The organism is Citrobacter sp. Cpo032 (genome assembly GCF_030332975.1).
GTDB classification, from domain to species: domain Bacteria; phylum Pseudomonadota; class Gammaproteobacteria; order Enterobacterales; family Enterobacteriaceae; genus Citrobacter; species Citrobacter portucalensis.
In genome coordinates this window covers 1-16,321 of the sequence record NZ_JAOWGU010000042.1, presented here as the reverse complement: position 1 = coordinate 16,321, position 16,321 = coordinate 1, and the positions used below count along the sequence as shown (strand labels likewise).

Below are 16,321 nucleotides of genomic sequence, written 5' to 3'. Positions count from 1 at the left end.
CATAATGGGTAGACCCATCATAATGGCGTAGAATTCATCAGAGGTAATCTGTATGGCATCGCTTAAACTATCCCTAGATGCCAATGGACAATCAAAATATTACGTCCACTGGAAGGATGATAAATCCGGTCATGGGCGCCGCCGCATCTTTAAGAATATTGATGATGCCGCACATCTTTTCTGGCAAAAACAGAATATCGAGCTGGATTGTCGAACCGCCAGCTGGACCGGAATAGACCATTCCTGGACTTTCCGAAAGTTAATTCTGTTTTATCTGGGGTATCAGGCCGGCAAGCTGGAAAAAAATATCATACGGCTGTCGTCATATACGAAATGCCGTCACGATCTTCTCGCTGTAGACGGGCCGATACTGGAAAAAAATATTCTCCATATTAGCCATCGCGATATCGTTGATTCGGTTCGCACCGGCTGCCATCGCTGGATTCGTTCGGCTTTCTTCCTGCTGGTGGAAAAGCGGCTCATCACTTTTAACCCTGTTGACCGTCCCGCGCGCCGGAAGCGTCGGCCCATCACCATACCACCATCATCATCGGTCAGGGAGTTACTGAATAACGCGCCAGTTCGTGAGCGTATCGCGTGCTGGCTCGGGATTTGTGGCCTGCGCATCGGTGAGGCTTTGGCGGTTACTTATAACGACGTGTCAGCCGACTGGATCGACATCCGGGGGCATGTTGTTGACGGCGTTATACATGAGGGGCTGAAAAGAGGAGTGGAGCGCCGGGTACGGATGCCGCGTGAGCTTTTCGCGTTGCTGGATAAAAATAAGCTTGGTTCCTCTGAGCCTCTTATCTGCAATCAGTTTACCGGCGCATGCCTCGCTACCAGCTACGGCACTCAGGGAGTTCTCGTCAGAACCCTGAACGACTATGGCATTAAGCGATTCCATCATCTTCGCCACTTTGCTGTATCTCGCCTGGCAAACAAAGGCGTCGATATTCTGAAGGTTTCCCGACTTATTGGGCATTCGAACATCAAAACCACAATGGACGTTTACGGTCACCTTTTCGGTGAAGTGGTGGAGATGGATTTGGACGACTGAGTTATCCACATAGTGGAAATATTAGGGCGATCCACTATCTCCCCATTCTGCGCGGCCTCCGGGCATCAAATCGCAGTTTTCCCGAAAAAAAGGATATGCCGCATTTTTACCCCCTCTGATATGCCGCACTTGGCACCAGAGAGGACGCGGTCTGCAAGCCAGAATTTGCCGCGTGATACGCCGCACCCGGATCGGCAAAATTGGATTTTGAACAAAAAATAATCACATTGACTTAGGCGGAAGTATGGCTCCTAAAAAAAGCTTCAGAAAAGCCTACGTCGGTATCGTTATGGACATGGCATTAGCCCGTAGCAAAATCAGCAATCGGATGGTTGCTCAGCGCTTAGGTGTGGACGAGACGACGATCCGTCGCTGGCGTAAAGAGAATATCGAGTTTGAGCGCGCTTTCACTGAGGCTCGCGAAGCTCTCAGAGAGAAAATAAACCGCGTCGCCGGTAAGAGCCTGGACGTTCGTAAACGGAAGGTTGTCACCACATCGCCGGATGGTGTGAAAACCACGATTGAAGATGTGCTGCCCACGCACAACGATATTGCTGTTTTTTCAAAAGTGCTCGGTCTTGGTACCAGCGTCTATAGCGAGGAAGAACGTCAGCGTGATGTGCTTCGCGAGGTGATGAAACACAAGGTGGCCGGGAAATACTCCGCGCTGGAGGCGGCGCAGCTACTTGAGGCTGAGGGGATTAAGGTTCCGCCTACTCTGCTTATGGAGCTGGGAGCACCGAAAATTTTCGAATCGTTCACCAATATGGACGAGGCTGCCAAAGCCGAAGCGGCGAACCTGACCCCGCAGGAAGCGGCAGATATCTACAAAAAATACATGGGCTGAAAAATGCAAAAACAGGCGTTTCGAACTAAAAAAACGCTATGCACTTTTTGACCCGTTTTATGCACGTTTTATTCATCCCGATTTGACCACTTTTCTGTTCAAAACAGAGGCTTCACGCCGTTTGCGTGATGGGTGCTGTTGCGCCAGTGCGGGTAACGACCATTATGTTAAATCGGGGCGTTTTTGAGGAATTTTTCTGTGCCGATCCCGTTCCCCTTTGACTTCCGCAAACCGGACTATACCGCCGTGTTTGAGTGGAGAATGGAGAGGCTGGAGCGGATCAGGAAAGCGCCTGAAATGCTTCCGGCACTCCGTGAGTTTTACCGCACTAACCCGGCCCAGTTCATCATCGACTGGGGCATGACGACAGACCCGCGTAACCTCGATTATGGCCTGCCTGCGACTATCCCGTTTTTGCTGTTCCCCCGCCAGGAGGAATGGATTAACTGGATCATGGACAGGCGCGCCAGTCTTGAGCATGGACTGACAGAAAAAAGCCGCGAAATGGGGCTGAGCTGGACCTCTATCGGTCTGGCCTGTTCGCTTTGCCTGTTCAACAAAGAAATGGTGATCGGGTTCGGTTCCCGTAAAGAGGAATATGTCGACAGTACCGGCGACCCGAAAGCACTGTTCTGGAAAGCGCGTAAGTTTGTCGAGCTGCTGCCGGTAGAGTTTCGCGGTTCATGGAGTGACAAAAAACATGCGCCTTACATGCGCGTGGAGTTCCCGGAAACGGGCGCGGTCATTAAGGGAGAGGCTGGCGATAACATTGGCCGTGGTGACCGTACCACGCTTTATTTCGTGGATGAATCGGCATTCCTTAAACGGCCATTACTCATCGACGCTGCGCTCTCTCAGACAACCCGCTGCCGTATAGACCTCTCATCCGTCAACGGCATGAATAACCCTTTTGCCCGTAAGCGCCACAGCGGAAATATCCCGGTGTTTACGTTCCACTGGCGCAGCGACCCGCGCAAGGATGATGAGTGGTACCGCAACGAATGTCTGAAAATTGATGATCCAATTATCGTTGCTCAGGAACTGGACCTGAACTACAGCGCATCCACGGAGGGGATTCTCATTCCTTCTGAATGGGTGCAGGCTGCCGTCGACGCGCATATCAAACTGGGTATTCAGCCCAGCGGCCAGCGCCTCGGCGCAATGGATATCGCAGACGAAGGGAAAGACAAAAACGGCTTTTCCTGCCGCTATGGCTTTCTTCTGCAGAACGTTCACGAATGGTCTGGCATCGGAAGCGACATCTACGCCTCTGTCGTTAAATCGTTTGGGTATTGTGACGATTACGGCCTGGATGAGTTCCGTTTCGATGAGGACGGTCTGGGCGCCGGTGCGCGTGGAGATGCTCGCGTGATAAACGAGCTCAGGCAGGCTGAAGGCCGGGGAACAATCACAGCTACGCCATTCCGTGGTAGCGGTAGCGTATTCGATCCTGAAGATGAAGCCGTTCCAGGCGATAACGGTAAAGCGGCACGCCTGAATAAAGACTTCTTCGCGAACGCGAAAGCACAGAGCTGGTGGCATCTTCGCAAGCTGTTTCGTAACACCTTCCGTGCGCTGAACGGGATGGAATACAACCCCGACGAAATCATTTCGATAAGCAGCGAGATAGAAAATATTGACCGCCTGCTGATGGAGCTTTCACAGCCTACGTGGTCGAAAAACGCCGTGGGTAAAATCCTCGTGGATAAACAGCCGGAAGGTACAAAATCTCCGAACCTCGCCGACGCCGTGATGATTAACTACGCGCCGATGGATTCCTCTCTTGATAATTGGGCCAAACTGGCCGGAGCGTGACATGTCCCGTAAGAAACGCCAGAACGGCGCACAAAAGCCCGTTGCGACAGCTGACGGGTACAACAATTTCACGGCCAAACTTGGTAGCGACACCAGAAACATACAGACGGGCGGAATGTACATGCCCGGGTACATCAGCCGTAACAGGGTGATGCTGGAGTTTGCGTATCGTTCATCGTTCCTCGTGGGGGCCGGTGTGGATGCTATGGCCGATGATATGACCCGCAAGGGCATTAACATCAGCTCAAAGCTGAAACCCGGCCAAAAGGGCAAACTCGAAACCTTCTGGGATGAGCTCGCTATATGGGATGGGCTTAACGATAACCTCAAATGGTCACGATTGTACGGTGGCGCGGTGCTGGTGGTTCTGCTTGAAGGGCAGGATATGTCCTCCCCGCTAAAACTGGATCGTATCAAAGAGGGGCAGTTTAAGGGCGTGATGAGCCTTGACCGCTGGATGGTTAACCCGAGTTATTACGATCTCGTTACCGATTACGGTCCCGATTTTGGGAAACCGAAATATTACAAGGTAATCACGAACCAGCAGGGGATTCCCCCCTGGAAGATCCACCATAGCCGCGTTATCCGCATGGAGGGCGATACGCTACCTTTCCAGCAGGCCCAGACGGAAAACGGCTGGGGGATGTCTGTTGTGGAGCGTATTTTCGAGCGTATCGAGGCGTTCGACACTGCGACGGTTGGCACCACACAGTTGATCCACAAAGCGCATCTGCGGACATACAGCATTGCTGAACTTCGAAAAATACTTGCTGCAGGCGGCGACCTCGAAAAAGCGCTGATGAAGCACATGGACATGATCCGACAGTTTCAGACCATCGAAGGTATGACCATCATGGACGCTGCGGACAAGTTCGAAACGCACAGCTACACGTTTGCGGGTATCGCTGATGTCCTTCTGCGCTTTGCTGAGCAGGTTTCCGGCGCGACGGGAATTCCTCTCGTTCGTCTGTTCGGGCAGTCACCTGCAGGTTTCAACACTGGCGACGGCGATCTGGAAAACTACTACAGCAGGGCGCAGCTGATTGCCCGTACAGAGATTGGACGAGCTACCGGCGCGCTGACGCAGGCCAGAGCCCTTTCGGTTGGATCAGAGGGCTACTGGTGGCGTATCGAGGGGGCAGGAACGCGCGATTCTCACCGCAAGATGAAAGATAAATTTGTGCGCTGGGATAACCCGCCGACGCTGGACGGTATGACCGGACACGCCGGATGTTTGCCGAACTGCAAATGCTGGCCTGAAGTACAGATTCCTGCACCGAGAAAATGAAAAATACGGCTTTGAGCATTCATTTCATGCGAACTGCAATACCCGCGAAATGTTATGAAAATGTTGTATTCGAAAAGACCGATTTTCAGCCCAGTTAATCGCTACTTTTACGGCTTTAAGGGGACATTTTAATCGAGTCCATTTTCGTCGGTGCGGGTAAGAACTCTTATGTTAAATAGCCCGTTATTTTGAACATTTTTCCCATCTCACAAGGTCGCCACTGAGCGGCCTTTTTGTTGCCCGTAATCGAGCAGGTAACCCATGAAATATTTCTTCACTACACGCCTGGGCGAAACGCGTTATCTGCAGGCGGATGGCTCACTGCTGTGTAAAGACGTACCGATCGCACGTACAGGAACGCAGGTCTACTTACCCGAAGAAATCGACCTCGAGCCTGACGCCAGCGGCACAGTGACGGTCTGGCGAACGGAAGATGAAGTGTTTTCCCCGGAAACGATGGCGAGCTTTGAGGGCGTGGCCGTCACGCTGGGGCATCCAGAGGATAGTCTGGGCAACATCGTATTCGTTAACCCATCTAACTTTGCTGAGCTGGCGCACGGACATATTCAGAACGTCCGACGCGGCACCGGCGATAAATCGGATCTGCTCATTGCTGACGTGCTGATTAAACGGCAGGAAGCAATCGACGCGGTGAATTCTGGCCTGACCGATGTCAGTTGCGGCTATGACGCGCAGTACAAGCAACTGGCACCCGGCAAGGGCAAGCAATACCAAATCACAGGTAACCACCTCGCTGTCGGCATTGACCGGGGGCGTGCTGGTGGCCGCTGTGCAATCGGGGATTCCATCCCATCAACAACAAAGGAGAAGCCTGTAATGTCATGGCTTAAAAAACTGGCTCAGGCCATTAAGACGAAAGATGAGGATGCACTGGCAAAACTCATCGATGAAGCGCCGGATATGCCGTCTGATGGCATGGCTTCAATCCCCGGTGTAACTATCAACATGAATGCTCCAGCGCAGTCTACCGCGCTCCCTGAGGCGAATCGCTCCACTACGGACGAAGGCGATCCGAATAAAGAGAAAACTGGTGATGAAGAAATTCCTGACTGGGCGAAAGCGTTGCTGGTTCGTCTGGAAAAGCTGGAGGGTAAAACCACCGATGGCGATCCGGACCTGGGCAACATGACCACCGACGAAGACGAAGAAGAAAACCGCAAAGTGACGGGTGATGCAGCCTTTAAGCGCAACCTGATCGCCGATGCGGAAATTATCTGTCCTGGCTTCCAGCCTGCCAGCGATAAGAGCCTTAAACGTCAGGTGCTGAATCACGCAATGCGCACCGGCGACAGCCTGAAATCGTTCGGCGTGGATGATTTCTACAAAGCGCCAAAGGCCACGGTCGACGCGGTGTTTACTGCCGCTGTGGCGCTGCATAAGGCGAAAAATCAGCTGACCCCGCTGAACAACATTACCCGCACCACGGACAGCGGAATCAGCACTAAGCACCTTTCCCCGGCAGAACTGAACAAGGTCAACGCCGAATTCTGGGCAAAAAACAAATAAGGTAAATCATCATGGCAGGTACTGCATATTTAACGCGCATGCCCCTGGGCATTGCCGGGGGCGTTACCCGTCCTCGTGATCTCACCATCGAGCCGGTTAGCCTGGATCACACGAAGCAGTTCGCGTCCTACGGGCTGGTTGGTAAATACGTGAACGATAAATTCGTTCCGCTGGAATCTGGCGACACCATCAGCAAAGTGAAAGGGATTCTGGTTCGACCGTTCCCGATTACCTCTGCTCTGGACCTTGCTTACATCGGTGTGACGGCTAATCAGGTTGGTGACAACCTGAAACGTGGTTACATCTGCGTAACTGCTACCGCAGGCAACGCGGCGACCGCGAAAAAAGGCGATCCGGTTTACGTTCGCGTGGCTGGTGGCACCACTCAAAGCCCGGTTGGATCCTTTGTGCTGTCTCCGGACTCTACCGCATCAAATACACCTCAGCTGCCAAATGCAGAGGTCATGGGGCCGGGTGAAGCCGACGGCCGTATTGAAATCGCTTATAACATCTGAGGGAATAATTAATGTTTACAATTGACAGAGCGACCATCGACTCCACCGGCGCGTTTCTCGTCGGCGAACTGGAGCGCATGGATCAGACGCTGAACATGCCGCTGACCTCCGTTAAGTGGTCCCGCGACATGCCACTGCGTAGCGATATTTCTATCGCTGATGAAGTGTCATCTTTCACGAACACCGATTTCGTCGGCGTTGGTGGTCCTAACCCTAACGGTAAAAACTGGATTGGTAAGAAATCCACCGCCGTTCCTGGTATTGAACTCGATATTCAGCCGACCCGTAACAACCTTACCCCTTGGGGACAGGAAATCGGATGGACGGTGCTGGAGCTGGCCTCCGCGCAAAAACTGGGCCGTCCTGTTGATGTCCAGAAATACGAAGGCATGAAGCTGAAGTGGGCAATGGATACCGACGAACAGGTTTACATCGGTGATACCGAACTGGGCGTTCGTGGCCTGCTGAACCTGCCGGATGTTACCCCGGTTGCTGCAGCTGCAGCGTGGACCGCCACCACCGATCCTGATGTCATTGTTCAGGATATCAACCTTGTGCTGTCTGATGGCTGGGTTCGTTCTGGTTATGCGGTCTGCCCGGCGAAAATCGGTCTGGCGCCGGAGTTGTTCGGCTTGCTGGCGAGCAAAAAGGTTTCCTCTGCGGGGAATATCTCTGTACTGGAATACGTGAAGATTAACACCATCGCGTTCCAGGAAAATGGGACACCACTGGAAATCGTCTCCATGAAGTGGGCCTCCAAGCGTGGCGCTGGTGGCGCGCATCGTATCGTTGCTTACACCCAGGACGAAAAATACGTTCGCTTCCCGATGGTTCCTCTGCTGAACACTCCGCTGGAGTATCGCGGCCTGCAGCAGTTGACTACTTACTACGGCAAGCTGGGCCAAGTGGAAACCCCGTATTCCAATACGATCTCTTACCTGGACGTTCCGGCGTCTTAACCTGAAACAGGCGGGGAAACCCGCCTTTTTTGTGGAGCATAAACATGAAATACGTTGTTTCCGGTGGTGCTACTCTCAGCTTTGCTGACGGTTCTAAATTCGAGTTGTCTCAGGGCATCCACGACAGTTCATCTTTCCCGAAAGAAGTCAAAGACCACTGGGCCTTTAAAGCCTATGCGCGCCCGATTGATGAGTCCGACCTGGCGAACGAGCAGAGCACTGAAGACCTGACCGCGAGCCTTGTTCTCCTGGCAGAAGAAAATAACACCCTAAAAGCGCAACTGGCGGCGCATGAAAAGACCATCACCGATCAGGGTAATGAAATTACGGATCTGAAAGCGCAACTGGCGGCCGCTCAGGCGGCATCTGCCGGTAATGCTGATGCCACGGACAAAGCCGATACCACCGGTGGGGACGCGAAAAATGCCAAAAAACAGCAGGCTTCCAACTAACGAGCAGTTCCGCACCGACTTTCCCGAGTTCGCCGATACCACCCGCTACCCTGACCCCTCAGTGAATTTCTATCTGGGGCAGGCTGATTCACTCCTGAATCAGGACGTACAGGGCGATCAGTTCGTCTACTTGGCCGAACTATTCACCGCTCACTATACGGAGCTGCGCGGCCGTACGCTGGCCGCCGCTGCCGCAGGTGGAGTGAACAGCAACGGCGCGGCAGGTGTCGTTTCCTCTAAATCAGTAGATAAGGTTTCAGTGAGCTATGACGTGTCCGGGGTAATCAATCCGGATGCCGGTTTCTGGAATAGCACCGCCTACGGGCGCGAGTTCTACTGGTGGTGGTCTGCGTTCGGCGCTGGTGGCAGGCAACTGCTATGAAAAGCGGGTTAACGGTTCGCGCTGATAACGCCCTGGCTGTTCTGGAATCCCTCCGGCAGCTATCCGGAATGGATGTGCTGGTGGGAATACCTGAGGACAAGGCAGGGCGTGAAGATGGCTCCCCGATTAATAACGCGGAACTGGGCTACCTCCACTCGACGGGCGCAACGGTGGAAATCGACGGTACGACAGTCACGCTTCCCCCGCGTCCTTTTCTGGAAATGGGGATCGAGGACTCAAAATCCCGAACAACTGCGCACCTCAAAGCAGCGGCAACCGCCGCGATGGAGGGACAGACTGAAGCCGCAATGCGTGAGCTGGAGAGCGCCGGGCAGATTGCCCGTGATGCTGCAAAAGCTGTTATCGGTGCTGGCGACCGACTGCACCCTCTTTCTGAGAAAACCCTCGAACGCAGACGTGCTGAGGGCATTCCCGGCGACAAGCCGCTGTATGCCCACGGTTACCTGCTGCGCTCAATTAACTACGTCGTGAGGAAAAAATAATGCCTCTTCTCGATGTGAGCGATGTTCTTCTCGATCCCGACTTCATGGACACCAGTCTGGTGTGTCATCGGCAGGTTCAGACGGTGGATGAGGACAATTTCGCGAAAAACACAGTTCAGGATATCCCATTCTCTGGCGTGGTGACGGTTGACCGTTCTCTGGAAGCCAGGCGAATGGAGGCAGGCCAGAACATCAGCGGTGCGATCCTCATCGTGACGCAGTTCAGATTAACTCAGGGCCAGACCGGTACATACAGCACCCCGCGACTTGATGCCGATATCGTGACCTATAACGGGCGCGACTATCGCGTGACGTTCGTCGACCCGTACACCAGTTACGGCGCCGGATTCGTCCAGGCACATTGTGAGCTGGTGGATTTTAACGGAGGGACGCCAGTTGAGTAACGACAGTACCGTGCGCGGGTATCTGACGCCTGTCGGGGATGGTCCCCAGTATGACGAGGCGTTGGAGCGTGAAATTAGCAGGTGGATTCGTGGTGTTTCTGGCCTGCCGGCCTCTCTGGTTTTCCCCCGATGGACAGACCCGCAGCCGCAGATCCCCAACAACGGGGTGACGTGGTGTGGTTTCGGTATCACTACCGTTCCGCAGCCGTTAAGCCAGTCCGATGTTCAGGTATTCCTCTCGTCACGGGCGCTGACCTGCTGGCGCAGTACGGCTATATGGGCCTCGGCTTTAAGCTGGTGGTGGTCTGTGACGACAGCACACAGGATTATCCTACGAAAACCGACCTGGGCGGCCGCAGTCATTTACTGGTATCAACGGAGTAAACATGTCACAGAACTGGATGAGACATTTCGAGCTGCAGCTCGTGGACGAGAACGGGCAGGGTATTGAGCTCAGCGATTTTAAAGTGACCTTTACGATCGACTGGTTCAACATCAGCAGCGCGTCGCGGGTGGGTACGTTCAAAATCTACAACCTGTCAGCTGATACGGTGAACCGCATCACCGGGCAGGAGTTTTCGAAAGTGCGGCTGATTGCCGGTTACGACGGTATCGCGTCGGAGGTGTCGGCAAGCGATGTCGGGACCGTGCGGGAAGTCGACGCGGCGGATGTGGGCCAGAGTGATGGCCGCAACTACGGGCTGATTTTCAGCGGCGAAATTCGCTACTCGGTCACAGGAAAAGACAGCCCCATCGATTCCTACGTCCTGATTCAGGCAGCCGATACGGATCTGGCTTTTGCCACCAGCATAACCTCACAGACGCTGGCAGCCGGTTACACGGTCGCAGACGTGAACCGCGCGCTGATGAAAGACTTCGAGGCCAAAGGCGCGACCGAAGGCCTGACGCCTGAAATGCCTGCTACCGTTTTCCCCCGGGGCCGGGTGCTGTTCGGCATGACACGGCATCTTATGGATAACGTGGCCGGACAATGTGGCGCAACATGGCAGTTCGTGGACGGTCAGCGTCAGATGGTGGCGAATAACGAGTATGTTCACGACGCGATAGTGCTCAACAGCGCCACCGGGCTTATCGGTATGCCACAGCAGACTATCGGCAACGGCGTAAACGTCCGCGCGCTGATTAACCCGAACATCCGGGTTAACGGGCTAATTCAGTTGGATCAGGCTTCCGTGTATCGCACTGCGCTGTCGAACAACGATATCGCTATGGCTGGTGGGCAGATCACCGACCAGAACACAGACGGCAATATCACGCTCAGCGGCACTACGGCGCAGCCTGCCAGCATCGCAACGGATGGCGTTTATATTGTGCGCGGGATTATGTACACTGGCGATACAAGGGGCCAGGCATGGTACATGGATATGATGTGCGAAGCGCGTGGCGCGGCGGATCTTGTTTCCTCATCAGCGAGGGAAAGAGGGCTTTAATGAAACGGTTCTGTTTGGCGTTAGCAATGATGGTTACTGCTCCGGCGATGGCTGCAATTCAGTGCGGCAATTACACAATGACCGGTGACGGAATGACTGTTATTAACGGTGAAACTGTCACATCTCAGAAAATCAAATTTCTGGGAAAAGATGGTGACTACTCAAACATGAAAATGGACATGGGCCTGATGCCTTCTCGCGATGGCAACAATTACGGCTTTGAGTTTGTGAAGCGTAACGGAAAAGCTTTTCTGAACGTCCAGCTTTTGCAGAACAGCATGGACGCGCCGAAAATCATCGGCTCTTTCCCGTGTAAGAAAGTGTCAGGGTAAATACTAAAACTGTGCCAGGTACAAGCTAATCGCATAGCAGTTCGTTGCTATGATAATGGGTGATCTCGATCTTCCGATGTTTCTTTTAAGGTTGACGAGATATCGTACAAAGCTCACAATCACAACCCCATCAGCAAGAGAAAGAACACATGGCGGCAGGAATACCATTAGAAAAAGCGCAAGAGTATTTAGAGCAATTCAATGCGCTTCTATTGGAACAGGAAGTTTTGGATCCTTTCACTGAAAAGAGGGTTCGTGAGGAACTTTCGGCTTCACCAACGCCAGCTACTAACATCGCGCTGTCATATCTGGATGCCATAACTGGCAAGGTTGAAAGTGCGTTACGCTATCTCAGAGTTAGCCTTGAAGTAAATGATGTTAATCTGGCGATGCACTATCATCACATTCTTCTGAATACATTTAGCTATAATGAACTCAGAGAAGCGTGCATTCCACTGGCGAAAAAGTACCCCACAAAAATTTTTAGCCATAATGCATATAGCTGGGCGTATCGTTACGGTGAGCGAGAGCAATTAGAATTTTATATGAAAGAGCACATAAAGCTTCTTTCTGAATCTGAAGGCAGGAGTAATGCTATGAAGCACAAAGAAGAACTCCTTGCAGAAATGGACAATTTCTATAGCACTACACAGTGCTCAAAGGAACAATTCCAGACTTTGGCCTCAATAATCTGGGCATTGTTGAGTGAGTATAAAGCCGCTACCGGTTTTATTCAGCTTAGTGGTAGCGGATGTTACATCGTTGATGTTAAGAATCTTGAGCCTAAAGCTATTGCAAAAATGAACTTTGAACTTGCAGATAGAGTATGTGCTGAATCGAAGCTGGATGACTGCTCATTGTTAGCTAGATTTTCGTCTCCGCGTCTGTTACATACGGGGGTAAGCTACCATGCCGGTAACTAGCAACCAGATTCTTGATACGGCTCGGTTATGTCTGTCTGAAAATATTGAAAGTGGATTTCGAAGCGCTATTTCAAGGGCATATTACAGCATGCTCCATGAGTCTATAGGCTCACTTACTGCTTTACCGCATTTTACTCACGATCATCACAAAAACACTGTGGGTTATATGTGCGCGCCATCTGAGTGCAAAGCAGAGCCATATTCTCCCCAAACGTTAAAATCTTTAGGTTTTGTACTTCGTCAATGGCGAGATGCCAGGAATGAAGCTGATTATGACCTCACCAACGTAACCGTTTCTAAAGAAATGGGGCAGGATGCGGTCGAGGCTGCTGAAATCTACTTTGAAAGATGGGAGAAGCTTAAATCAGCGAAAGCCTCGTAGCCTTTACGCCCATATACATCAAAACCCGCCTCTCGGCGGGTTTTTTGCTTTCTGGAGCCTACGAAATGGCAGTATCTGAACAGACCCGCAGCGGCGACCTTGCCGAAACATTCAAATCCGAGCGGGAAACAACAAAGAACCAGATCCGTGTCGCCTTGCCTGGCATTATTCAGTCGTTCGACCCTGACGCGGTTACGGCGATTGTGCAGCCTGCTATCCGCTACGTTGAAATCGATAACGACGGGAACAGAGTTACCAGGCCTTATCCGCTGCTGGTGGATGTTCCTGTGGTATTCCCTACCGCCGGGGGCGTTACTTTAACGTTGCCGGTGAATCCTGGCGATGAGTGCGAACTTAAGTTTCAGGACCGCTGTATTGATTTCTTCTGGCAAAACGGCGGAGTACAGGAGCCTGTCGACGACCGCATACATGACCTGTCCGATGCTACTTGCTCAGTGGGCCAAATATCTCAGCCCAACAAAATTAAAAATGTCAGCACCACGTCGGCTCAGCTTCGAAGTGTTGATGGTAGTACGTACATCGACCTTAATCCGGATACGCAGAAAATTAAAATTGTGGCACCGGGGGGCGTGGAGGTGGTTACCCCGCTGGCTGACTTCTCGGAGAAAGTCACTATTCACGGGCTCTTATCTTGGCTGGGCGGCATGGTGGGTTCTGTTGTCTCAGGCGTTGCATCCAAAATCACCGGCGCAGTTGAGTTTATCGGTACCGTGAAAGCGAACGGTAAATCCATCGACAATACGCACACTCACGGAGGGGTACAGAGTGGCGGAAGCAATACTGATGAGGTGAATTAATGCGATACCGACGTGAAGATGCTGATGGTGATTACACCTTTGGCAGTGGCGATGATACCTGGTTGATTAACTCTCAGGAGGCCGTGGCGCAGGCCGTGAAAACGCGATTCGAATTATGGTACGGACAATGGTTCCTCGACACCACAGAGGGGACACCGTGGATTCAGTCCGTACTCGGTAAGCAAAAACCGGAAACCTACAACCTGGCGATCCGTAAGCGCATCCTCGAAACACGGGGCGTTAAATCTATTCTCTCTTTCAATACGACAGTGAACACGACGACGCGCCGCGTCCAGTTCTTCGCTGAAATCGACACTCTCTACGGAACAACGACAGTAACCAGCGAGGCATAAATGGCCCTCAATTTGGACACACTCGGCTTATCGGCAACGGTAACCGCTGAGGGGATCAGTGCGCCTGATTACCAGACGATACTCGATACCCTGACGAGCTATTTCCAGCAGATTTATGGCAGTGACGCTTACCTGGAGCCAGACAGCAAAGACGGCCAGATGGTGGCGCTGGTGGCGCTGGCTATTCACGATGCCAATAACACGGCCATTTCCGTCTATAACTGCTTCTCACCTGCTACGGGTTACGGCGCAGCGCTGACCAGTAACGTGAAAATTAACGGTATCGCTCGCAAAGGGGCGACAAACTCTACCGTGGACCTTGTGCTGACCGGTACCGCAGGGACAACCATCACTAACGGTACCGTAAAAGACACTAATAACGTGATCTGGCGTCTTCCTGTCTCGGTGACGATCGGTGTTGGTGGCACTGTGACGGTAACTGCAACCTGTTCAAACAGTGGAGCGGTAGCCGCGCTGACCGGGACCATCACCACCATCAATTCGCCGACTCGCGGCTGGACATCGGTGACAAACCCAGCAGCGGCCATTGTAGGCGCACCGGCAGAAACCGACGCAGAGCTGCGCATCAGGCAGGGGCAGAGCGTCGCGCTACCCTCTATCACGCCGTTTGAGGGCGTTGACGGTGCGATTGCTAACGTTGCTGGCGTGACACGTCACAAGCTCTACGAGAATGATACTGGCGCTACCGATAGTAACGGGCTGCCACCACACTCTATCTCGGCCATCGTGGACGGCGGGGACGTGACCGACATTGCCCAGACTATCCGGGGTAATAAAGGGCAGGGAACTGCGACCTACGGGACTACTTCTGTCACGGTACCAGACACCTACGGCAATCCGCACGTGATCAGTTTTTCGCGCTCGACTGATGTCCCGATTTTCGGGCATATCACTCTGAAAGCCTTTACGGGCTACACGTCGCAAATTGGCGTACAGATTCAGCAGGCCGTCGCGGATTACATCAACGGGCTGACGATCGGTGATTCAGTTCTGCTGAGTCGCATTTACTCCCCGGCAAATCTGGGCGTGGTCAGTGGCGGCAGTGCTCGTTATTACGACATTCAGGAACTGCTAATTGGCAAATCAGCCGGAACTGTAGCGGCGGCAAATATCAACATTGCATACAACGAGTCAGCATCCTGTAAGCCTGAAAATATTGTTCTAACGGTGACGTCATGAGCAAGTACACGGACTTAATCACCAACTATCACGCCACTAAGCCCAAATTCTTTGATCACGTTGATCTGAGTACACGGCCACTGATTGATATCACTGCGGCCACCAGGGGACTGGTGAGCGCTTTTGATATCGATACGGCCGTCGGTATACAGCTCGATATCCTCGGTCTGTGGATCGGTCGTAGTCGTATAGTCAGCCAGCCAATTAGCGGCGTTTATTTCAGTTGGGACACTGACGGGCTTGGATATGACCAGGGCATTTGGCAAGGGCCATATGATCCTGATTCTGGCTATACAACGCTGAGTGATGAGACATACCGCATAATTCTGAAAGCGAAGATCGCTATCAACAACTGGGATGGCCGCAATGATTCACTGCCTCCCATCCTTGACGCTGCTACCGCAGGCTCTGGCCTGAAGATGCAGATCGTTGACAACCAGGACATGACGATATCAGTCTGGGTATTCCCCGAGACTGATATTTCTGATGTGTCACTCGAACTGATAGCCGCTATCAAACAGGGCTATTTCACCGTTAAAGCTGCTGGCGTATGGGCCGGTGATGTTGAAACGCCTTCGGTAGAAGCACCATCCGAGGGCTCTAAATTCTTTGGGTTTGATATGGATAACGAATACATCGGTGGGTTCGATGTTGGAGCATGGGGGACAATACTCTAATGGCAATAAATAACTTTAAACCTTTCGCGACAGCAGCAAATGCTAACGTGATGGCTCAAGCTGACTGGGAAGCACTTCCGGCCCTACTCTCTGGTTTTATGGCCGGCAAGGCATCCAGTGCGCAGGTAAACAAAGCCATTCGACAGGCCAGCTTTATAGCGGCAGCTCTGGCACAGTACACCGCCAACAAAAGCGGGCAGGATGTGCTCGATAATGGTGATCTGAACGGGTTTATTACCAAAATGTCCGCCGCGTTCGGTAAGGATTTCCAGGCGCTTGACGCCACGTTGACGGCATTGGCTGGGCTCGCAACCGGTGCAAATAAACTCCCGTATTTCACGGGAACTGATACAGCATCGCAGACTGATTTGACTTCTGTCGGCCGGGATATTATCGGGAAAAGCACTATTGCTGACATTCTCACATACCTTCA

Annotated in this window: 19 protein-coding genes and 3 pseudogenes; all 22 read left to right on the top strand. The window is 52.6% G+C overall.

Going from position 1 to position 16,321, the window contains the following annotated elements; genetic code table 11:
* The first annotated feature begins 52 nt into the window (after positions 1-52).
* Positions 53-1,060, top strand: coding sequence for a tyrosine-type recombinase/integrase (locus OGY33_RS10625; RefSeq protein WP_191238676.1), 1,008 nt, complete (start codon positions 53-55; stop codon positions 1,058-1,060).
* Positions 1,061-1,304: 244 nt separating this feature from the next.
* Positions 1,305-1,907: a hypothetical protein gene (locus OGY33_RS10620; RefSeq protein ID WP_048214539.1), complete on the top strand. Its 603-nt coding sequence runs from the start codon at positions 1,305-1,307 to the stop codon at positions 1,905-1,907.
* A gap of 198 nt (positions 1,908-2,105) precedes the next feature.
* Positions 2,106-3,722 carry a TerL protein gene (locus tag OGY33_RS10615; protein ID WP_191238675.1) on the top strand — a complete coding sequence of 539 codons (1,617 nt, stop codon included), beginning with the start codon at positions 2,106-2,108 and terminating at the stop codon, positions 3,720-3,722.
* A gap of 1 nt (position 3,723) precedes the next feature.
* Positions 3,724-5,010 (top strand): anti-CBASS protein Acb1 family protein, encoded by a 1,287-nt coding sequence (locus tag OGY33_RS10610; protein WP_286571596.1) that lies wholly within the window; start codon positions 3,724-3,726, stop codon positions 5,008-5,010.
* A 261-nt stretch (positions 5,011-5,271) separates the two neighbouring features.
* A complete protein-coding gene (locus OGY33_RS10605) occupies positions 5,272-6,537 on the top strand; it encodes a DUF2213 domain-containing protein (protein WP_048214535.1) in 1,266 nt (421 codons plus the stop codon).
* An 11-nt stretch (positions 6,538-6,548) separates the two neighbouring features.
* Positions 6,549-7,052 carry a structural cement protein Gp24 gene (locus OGY33_RS10600; protein WP_016247460.1) on the top strand — a complete coding sequence of 168 codons (504 nt, stop codon included), beginning with the start codon at positions 6,549-6,551 and terminating at the stop codon, positions 7,050-7,052.
* A gap of 11 nt (positions 7,053-7,063) precedes the next feature.
* Positions 7,064-8,011: a DUF2184 domain-containing protein gene (locus OGY33_RS10595; RefSeq protein ID WP_191238674.1), complete on the top strand. Its 948-nt coding sequence runs from the start codon at positions 7,064-7,066 to the stop codon at positions 8,009-8,011.
* A gap of 44 nt (positions 8,012-8,055) precedes the next feature.
* Positions 8,056-8,463 carry an STY1053 family phage-associated protein gene (locus OGY33_RS10590; protein WP_044702727.1) on the top strand — a complete coding sequence of 136 codons (408 nt, stop codon included), beginning with the start codon at positions 8,056-8,058 and terminating at the stop codon, positions 8,461-8,463.
* The gene (locus tag OGY33_RS10585) at positions 8,435-8,845 is read left to right on the top strand and encodes a DUF4054 domain-containing protein (RefSeq protein WP_044702729.1); all 411 of its coding nucleotides are present in this window, start codon (positions 8,435-8,437) and stop codon (positions 8,843-8,845) included. Before OGY33_RS10590 ends, OGY33_RS10585 begins: the two co-directional genes overlap by 29 nt.
* Complete coding sequence (locus OGY33_RS10580) at positions 8,842-9,348, top strand: hypothetical protein (protein WP_191238673.1); 507 nt, start codon at positions 8,842-8,844, stop codon at positions 9,346-9,348. Before OGY33_RS10585 ends, OGY33_RS10580 begins: the two co-directional genes overlap by 4 nt.
* Positions 9,348-9,752 (top strand): head-tail adaptor, encoded by a 405-nt coding sequence (locus OGY33_RS10575; protein ID WP_191238672.1) that lies wholly within the window; start codon positions 9,348-9,350, stop codon positions 9,750-9,752. The genes OGY33_RS10580 and OGY33_RS10575 overlap by 1 nt, the downstream gene beginning before the upstream one ends.
* Positions 9,745-9,981: pseudogene (locus tag OGY33_RS10570) on the top strand (phage neck terminator protein); the annotation flags it as partial. The gene OGY33_RS10575 and the pseudogene OGY33_RS10570, both read left to right, overlap by 8 nt.
* Positions 9,978-10,136 (top strand): annotated as a pseudogene (locus OGY33_RS10565) (phage baseplate plug family protein); the annotation flags it as partial. The pseudogenes OGY33_RS10570 and OGY33_RS10565, both read left to right, overlap by 4 nt.
* A gap of 2 nt (positions 10,137-10,138) precedes the next feature.
* Positions 10,139-11,203 carry a hypothetical protein gene (locus OGY33_RS10560; RefSeq protein ID WP_191238668.1) on the top strand — a complete coding sequence of 355 codons (1,065 nt, stop codon included), beginning with the start codon at positions 10,139-10,141 and terminating at the stop codon, positions 11,201-11,203.
* Positions 11,203-11,535, top strand: coding sequence for an STY1065/STY2022 family phage-derived protein (locus OGY33_RS10555; RefSeq protein ID WP_191238667.1), 333 nt, complete (start codon positions 11,203-11,205; stop codon positions 11,533-11,535). Before OGY33_RS10560 ends, OGY33_RS10555 begins: the two co-directional genes overlap by 1 nt.
* Positions 11,536-11,684: 149 nt before the next feature.
* A complete protein-coding gene (locus OGY33_RS10550; RefSeq protein WP_044702741.1) occupies positions 11,685-12,458 on the top strand; it encodes a hypothetical protein in 774 nt (257 codons plus the stop codon).
* Complete coding sequence (locus tag OGY33_RS10545; RefSeq protein ID WP_191238666.1) at positions 12,445-12,840, top strand: hypothetical protein; 396 nt, start codon at positions 12,445-12,447, stop codon at positions 12,838-12,840. Before OGY33_RS10550 ends, OGY33_RS10545 begins: the two co-directional genes overlap by 14 nt.
* A 65-nt stretch (positions 12,841-12,905) precedes the next feature.
* Positions 12,906-13,658, top strand: coding sequence for a Gp138 family membrane-puncturing spike protein (locus OGY33_RS10540; RefSeq protein WP_191238665.1), 753 nt, complete (start codon positions 12,906-12,908; stop codon positions 13,656-13,658).
* A complete protein-coding gene (locus OGY33_RS10535) occupies positions 13,658-14,011 on the top strand; it encodes a contractile injection system sheath initiator (RefSeq protein ID WP_191238664.1) in 354 nt (117 codons plus the stop codon). The genes OGY33_RS10540 and OGY33_RS10535 overlap by 1 nt, the downstream gene beginning before the upstream one ends.
* Positions 14,012-15,211 (top strand): baseplate J/gp47 family protein, encoded by a 1,200-nt coding sequence (locus OGY33_RS10530; protein ID WP_191238663.1) that lies wholly within the window; start codon positions 14,012-14,014, stop codon positions 15,209-15,211.
* Entirely contained in the window at positions 15,208-15,888 is a 681-nt protein-coding gene (locus OGY33_RS10525) for a baseplate wedge 1 family protein (RefSeq protein WP_191238662.1), read from the top strand. The genes OGY33_RS10530 and OGY33_RS10525 overlap by 4 nt, the downstream gene beginning before the upstream one ends.
* A pseudogene (locus OGY33_RS10520) lies at positions 15,888-16,321 on the top strand (gp53-like domain-containing protein); the annotation flags it as partial. The gene OGY33_RS10525 and the pseudogene OGY33_RS10520, both read left to right, overlap by 1 nt.